The organism is Photobacterium pectinilyticum, from assembly GCF_024357955.1.
Lineage (GTDB): Bacteria > Pseudomonadota > Gammaproteobacteria > Enterobacterales > Vibrionaceae > Photobacterium > Photobacterium pectinilyticum.
The window spans coordinates 82,608-89,013 of record NZ_JANEYT010000015.1; the positions used below are offsets into that span (position 1 = coordinate 82,608).

The 6,406-nt window shown below is 48.7% G+C and carries 7 protein-coding genes; 4 read left to right on the forward strand and 3 right to left on the reverse strand.

All coding sequences use genetic code 11. The features are described from left to right. Positions 1-6: 6 nt before the first annotated feature. Together NHN17_RS08955 and NHN17_RS08960 are read right to left on the reverse strand one after the other, a co-directional pair. Complete coding sequence (locus tag NHN17_RS08955) at positions 7-945, reverse strand: DMT family transporter (protein ID WP_255041985.1); 939 nt, start codon at positions 943-945, stop codon at positions 7-9. Positions 946-947: 2 nt separating this feature from the next. After that, entirely contained in the window at positions 948-1,094 is a 147-nt protein-coding gene (locus NHN17_RS08960) for a hypothetical protein (RefSeq protein ID WP_255041987.1), read from the reverse strand. Positions 1,095-1,467: 373 nt separating this feature from the next. Between NHN17_RS08960 and glgX the strand changes: the two genes are divergently transcribed. The 4 genes from glgX (at position 1,468) to NHN17_RS08980 (ending at position 6,037) form a co-directional block, all read left to right on the forward strand. Beyond that, positions 1,468-3,603, forward strand: coding sequence for a glycogen debranching protein GlgX (glgX, locus tag NHN17_RS08965; RefSeq protein ID WP_255041988.1), 2,136 nt, complete (start codon positions 1,468-1,470; stop codon positions 3,601-3,603). A gap of 2 nt (positions 3,604-3,605) precedes the next feature. After that, positions 3,606-3,788, forward strand: coding sequence for a DUF5363 family protein (locus NHN17_RS08970; protein ID WP_255041990.1), 183 nt, complete (start codon positions 3,606-3,608; stop codon positions 3,786-3,788). After that, the gene (locus tag NHN17_RS08975; protein WP_255041991.1) at positions 3,778-4,572 is read left to right on the forward strand and encodes a TatD family hydrolase; all 795 of its coding nucleotides are present in this window, start codon (positions 3,778-3,780) and stop codon (positions 4,570-4,572) included. The genes NHN17_RS08970 and NHN17_RS08975 overlap by 11 nt, the downstream gene beginning before the upstream one ends. 205 nt (positions 4,573-4,777) lie before the next feature. Next, positions 4,778-6,037, forward strand: a complete 1,260-nt coding sequence (locus NHN17_RS08980; protein WP_255041993.1) for a NupC/NupG family nucleoside CNT transporter — start codon at positions 4,778-4,780, stop codon at positions 6,035-6,037. A 92-nt stretch (positions 6,038-6,129) separates the two neighbouring features. On the opposite strand, the gene NHN17_RS08985 is transcribed toward NHN17_RS08980, so the two are convergent. Then, on the reverse strand, positions 6,130-6,406 hold a 277-nt coding region (locus tag NHN17_RS08985; protein ID WP_255041995.1), incomplete at its 5' end, for a transposase.

Consider the following 6,406-nt stretch of genomic DNA (forward strand, 5'->3'; position numbering starts at 1 on the left):
TAGTCGTTATTGGCTTATAGCTTTGGCTTGTTTGCCACTATTGTGCTTCTTGGTCATTGTTAAGACGATTTCGCCCATCCCCCCTCCGATAACAAGGATCCCCCCTAAGGTTTGCAGCATGGTGAGTGATTCGCCAAACATGCTGATACCGATACCTGCACCCACCACCGTTTCGAGATAAGAGACACAGGCGAGCTCAGCCGCCTTGAGGTGCTTAGCTGCAATCGTTAGCAGTGACAGGGCGCCAAAACCAATGAAAAAACCCATAGAGATTAACCAAATCCAAGAGCTAAGATCCATCTCTGCCAGTGACGGTGGGTTAACCGTAAAGCACAAGGCAATGGCGATTGCACCAAACAAGAAGTTAAAAAATGAGCGGGAGTCAGAGCTGACATCGGTACGGTAACGACTAAAGAATAAATACAGCCCGTAGCCAACGCCGGATGCCAAACCTAACATATCACCGAGGAAGTTTTCCTTGGAAAAAGAAAGTGACATGGATAAGCCATTTGTAGCGTCATAACTTATGATACCAATAATGAATAAGCATCCGATGAAAACAGCCGTGAGTAAGCCGGCGGTTAACTTTGATATCTTTTCCTTCAAGAATATCGCAGCCAAAATGGTTGAGAATACTGGGCCGGTATAGATAAGAAATACGGCATTAGCCAGTGTTGTATGTTGTGTTGATGAGACATAGGCGGCTAAACAAAGCCCTAAACAGACTCCGCTAGCAACAACGGAAGGGGTTAATTTTGTCGACTTAATGAGCATTGTTTTGCCCTGATTAAACATCAGGACAAAGACACAAATGGCGCCAACAGTCATTCGAGTAAAGGCGATGACATCACCGCTGGTATTGATGTTACGGGCGAACAATCCGACACAGCCCATTAGCGCTGCCGATACAATCATGGTGCTGTAGCCTAGTGTTTTTGTATTCATGACTAACCTCGTTGATCGTTATTGTTTGATGAGTCATAGAGCATTCCTCCGCCCGTTATTTGCTGATAGCCAAAAATACTGGCAACAATCATCCATAACAGTAGGTTGGCAATAATAAACGCGTCGATAGACCAGTATCCGGTAAGCATTTTCTATCCTTATGCAAGATATGGTTTAAAGTGGAATGAACTCGACCATGCTTAATTCATTGAGGTAGTGTCGACTATATCTTATAGGTCTCACCTTTCAGGAACCCTGACGCATGTACCGTTTTTTACTCAATGAAGGTCAGCGATAAAGAGCCGTTTGTTGGTGTTTATTTTGAATGACCGTGATTATGATAACTAGTCAAAAGCTGCTAACAACTTGCTGAATACTGCTGATATTTTTGAATATTAACTTCGTGTTGAGGCGGTAATTACCGCTCACCAGTCGGCGTTTTGTGATGTTAACCAGATCTTAGTGCTAGTGGGTGTACTATTCTGGATATGAGTGTTAGTGCAAAGCAAAAAGGATGATGGCATGAACAGGGTCGAAGAGTTCGGGATCTCGCTAAGTACCGCGTTGGCGGCGGATAATCAGATTTATACCTTACCCGGCGAGGCATTTCCGCTTGGCTCATCAGTACGTGAGGGGGGGGTTAACTTCAGTGTTTATTCCAAAGATGCCACCCGGGTGACCTTGCACCTGTTTGCCAGTGCCGATGCTGCGGGGCCTTTTCGTTCCTTTGAGCTGAGCCCTGCCCTGCATAAGCGTGGTCATTATTGGTTTATCTTTGTGGGCAATATCGGCCATGGTCAGTACTACGGCTTTCAGGTAGATGGCCCATGGCTACCTGAGCGTGGACTGCGTTTCGACTGCGAGAAAGTGTTAATTGACCCCTATAGTCAGGCGATAGGCTTCGGTCGCAACTACAGCCGCCAGCGAGCTATCGGGTCGGGCGATAACATGGATGCCTGTATGAAGAGTATTGTGGTCGATCACAGTGACTTCGACTGGCAAGATGATGTCGCACCTCGCCACTCTCTAACCGATACCATCATCTATGAAATGCATGTTGCTGGATTTACCCGCCATCCTTCTTCCGGTGTGGTGCAGGCCAAGCAAGGTACCTTCTCTGGGGTCATCGAGAAAATTCCGTATTTGAAATCGCTCGGGGTGACGGCCGTTGAGTTGATGCCGGTTCAGCAGTTTGATGTCGATGATGCACCTGAAGGGCGTGATAACTACTGGGGTTATAGCCCGATAAACTTCTTTGCTGTCCATGCTGACTACAGCGTTGAGAAAGCCCCCCTCAGTGCAATCGATGAATTCAAGACCTTGGTGCGTGAGTTGCATAAAGCCGATATTGAGGTGATCCTCGATGTGGTATTCAACCATACCTCGGAAGGGGATGAGCATGGGCCGACATTTTGCTTCAAAGGGCTGCAAAATGGCGCTTATTATTTGCTGGACAAGGAAACGGGTCACTACGGTAACTACAGCGGCTGTGGCAATACATGCAACGCCAACCATAGCGTCCTGCGCCGGATGATCATCGATGCACTGCATTATTGGGTGACTGAGATGCACGTTGACGGGTTCCGTTTTGACTTGGCTTCGGTATTGGCTCGCGACAGTCAGGGTTCACCGATGAAAGAACCGCCGCTGCTGTGGTCGATCGACTCCGATCCGATCTTGTGTAGTACCAAGATCATCGCCGAGGCTTGGGATGCAGCAGGGTTGTATCAGGTGGGGTCGTTTATCGGTGATCGCTGGAACGAGTGGAACGGTAAGTTCCGTGATGATGTCAGGGCGTTTTGGCGAGGTGATGCCGGTTATGCTAGCCGGTTTGCTTCAAGGATCCTGGGCTCACCGGACATGTACTGTAGCCGCCACCACTCACCGCATCGGTCGGTCAACTTTATCTGTGCTCATGATGGCTTTACCCTCAATGATTTGGTGAGCTACAGCGAGAAACACAATGAAGCCAACGGCGAGGGCAACCGTGATGGTGACAACCATAATGTGTCAAGTAACTACGGGGTCGAAGGACCAACCGATATCGCTGAAATAGAGTTGCTGCGTCATAGGCAGTGCAAGAATATGTTAGCCACATTGTTTTTGGCGCTAGGTACGCCGATGCTCAATATGGGCGACGAAGTCCGCCGAACCCAACAGGGCAACAATAATGCCTATTGTCAAGACAATGAACTTAGCTGGTTTGATTGGCGTTTGGTCGATACCCACAGTGACTTGCTACGCTTTGTCACCTTGCTCAGCCAACTGCGAACCGCCGAGCCAACCATTGACTGGAACATGCATATGTCGCTCAACTCGGTATTGGAGGATGTCGGGATCCGTTGGCACGGGATCCAGCCTGATCAGCCGGACTGGTCGGAAAGTTCCCATTCCATTGCGCTGACGGTGTATCACCCGATCACTCAAGACGAACTCTACGTGGTGTGCAATGCTTTTTGGGATCCCCTCGAGTTTACCCTGCCGGATCGCCACTGCAGCGATTGGCACTTGGTGATCAATACCGCCAAGCCATCCCCCCATGATATTTATTCCATCGATGAGGCACCGCTTTACACCCGCGATACCATTTTGGCGACTGGGCGTAGTATGATCGTCATGGTAGCCAAGGCCATCAAGGCCACAAAACAGGATAGATAGGCATGATGTCGTTGATCAAGCGTGGGGTAGCGGCCTATGACCGCTGGTGTGAAAAAATGGGGCTAGTGCCCGAGAACCGTCGTTGCTGCGCACCGGTCCGCTATGACAGTGACGACTCGCGCCATCCAGCGAATAGAGGCAAACAGGAGGGCGGTACAGTAAAGGTCAAACCTGATGCTGATTGATAGCCATTGCCACTTCGATTTTGCGCCGTTTTGTGATGATCCCGAGTACTACTTGGCACTATCTCATCAGGCCGGAGTTGGGAAAATCGTCATCCCGGCGGTTGGCCAGCGAAACTGGCAAGCAGTGCGTGAGCTGTCAGCCCGTTTTCCCCAGCTTTACTTTGGTTTAGGGTTGCATCCTTTTTTCAGTGTCGAGCATGATGTTAGTACCTTGATTCAATTGGAATATGAGCTTGCGTCGGAGGCCGAACAACGAGAAAAAAAACAATCACACTGCGTTGCTGTCGGGGAATGTGGACTAGACTTTGCCATTGTGAATGCCGACCGGGGTCAACAGATTTCGTTATTGGCAGCCCAGTTACAGTTGGCTAACCGCTTTGAATTACCGGTCATACTCCATTGCCGCAAGGCTTTTCCCGAATTGCTTCGGGTTTTGAGGCAAAATATGCCTATTGCTGGTGGGGTGTACCATGGATTTAGTGGCAGTCGTCAACAAGCGGTGCAGCTTATTGATCTAGGTATCAAAATTGGGGTCGGTGGAACGATTACATATCGCCGAGCCAATAAGACTCGAAATACAATAGCCGCACTGCCATTGGATGCACTTCTGCTTGAAACAGATGCACCCGATATGCCAGTAGCTGGGTTTCAAGGGGAGCCAAACCGGCCCGATCGGTTGGTGAAGGTGCTGGGTGAACTGGCAGCAATCCGAACGGAAAGCGAACAGGAAATTAAGCAGGCAACTAGCTTAACCACTGCTGAACTTTTCCGTATTCCGATGTGAAGCGCTGTCACAAATTAAACGTTTGCGTGAATCGTTTGCGCGAAACCGTGATGTAGTTCACATTTAGGGTTGAACTTTCACTCTCTTTCCTTGCAAACTGTGATGTCGGCGTTATTTTATCCGCCGCTGCATGAGTATAATGCGCCGGACTCTTAATGAGCCGAATTGTCGAGACGCCAACTTAACTAAAGGGAAGCCATAAACTATGAGCATGTTTATGAGCCTGGTTGGGATGGTCGTACTGCTAGGTCTTGCAGTACTTCTATCTGATAACCGTAAAGCTATTAATCTACGTACAGTGGGTGGCGCATTTGCCATTCAATTTTGTTTAGGTGCATTTGTTCTTTATGTACCTGTTGGCCGTGACGTACTGTATGGTATGTCTACAGCCGTTGCCAACGTTATCGCTTATGGTAACGACGGTATTAACTTCCTATTCGGTGGCCTGACTTCAGACAAAATGTTTGAAGTGTTCGGCGGTGGCGGCTTCGTGTTTGCCCTGCGCGTACTACCAGTAATCGTTTTCTTCTCTGCACTGATCAGCGTACTTTACTACCTGGGCATCATGCAGGTTGTGATCAACATCCTAGGTGGTGGTCTACAGAAAGCACTGGGTACATCTCGCGCCGAATCCATGTCTGCAACAGCTAACATCTTCGTTGGTCAAACGGAAGCACCTTTGGTGATCCGCCCGTTCGTACCAAAAATGACTCAGTCTGAGCTGTTTGCGGTTATGTGTGGTGGTCTGGCGTCTGTAGCGGGTGGTGTACTTGCTGGTTATGCCTCTATGGGTGTACCTCTAGAGTACCTAATCGCCGCTTCATTCATGGCAGCTCCTGGTGGTCTTCTATTTGCTAAGATCATCAAACCTGAAACTGAAGAAGCTGTTGAGCAGCTAGCAAGCGATGCTAATGACGCTGACGACAAGCCAGCGAACGTTATCGACGCAGCAGCAGCGGGTGCTTCTTCTGGTATGCAGCTTGCGCTAAACGTTGGTGCAATGCTTCTTGCGTTCATCGGTCTGATTGCGCTAATCAACGGTATGCTAGGTGGTATCGGTGGCTGGTTCGGTATGCCACAGCTGACACTAGAGCTTATCCTTGGTTATGTTTTCTCTCCTCTTGCATTCCTAATCGGTGTGCCGTGGGAAGAAGCAACAATCGCAGGTTCATTCATCGGTCAGAAGCTGGTAGTTAACGAATTCGTTGCTTACCTGAACTTTGCCCCATACCTAGCGGAAGGTGCTGAGGTTGTTCTTTCTGACAAGACGAAAGCTATCATCTCGTTCGCACTATGTGGTTTCGCTAACCTGTCTTCAGTAGCTATCCTACTGGGTGGTCTAGGTGGTCTGGCTCCAAGCCGTCGCCATGACATCGCACGCTTTGGTATGAAAGCTGTAGCTGCAGGTACGCTTTCTAACCTGATGTCTGCAACTATTGCTGGTCTATTTATCACCCTGTCTTAATTTCAGACAGCTGATAATCAGATAAAACGCCGCGGTCTTCCGCGGCGTTTTTGTTTTTCTGGCTAGAGGCTAAATAGCTGATCCTAATAGTGCTACATTTTGATAACTCCATGACCGCCTCCTGGAAATGGTGATACGTTGTCCATGAAGAACTTCACCTGCCGCAGAAGTTGCCACATATAGCTACATTTGTGGTTCCGTGTGATGGTTTCATGCAGCGCATTCCACAGTCGCTCAATAACATTGACCCAAGGCGAATAAACTGGCTGGAACAGCAAAATGAACTTGGGGTTTTGTTTTAGCCAGGCTTGTGTTTTCCGACTCTTGTGAATGATGTAGTTATCCAAGATAAGCGTGATCGTCTTTGCG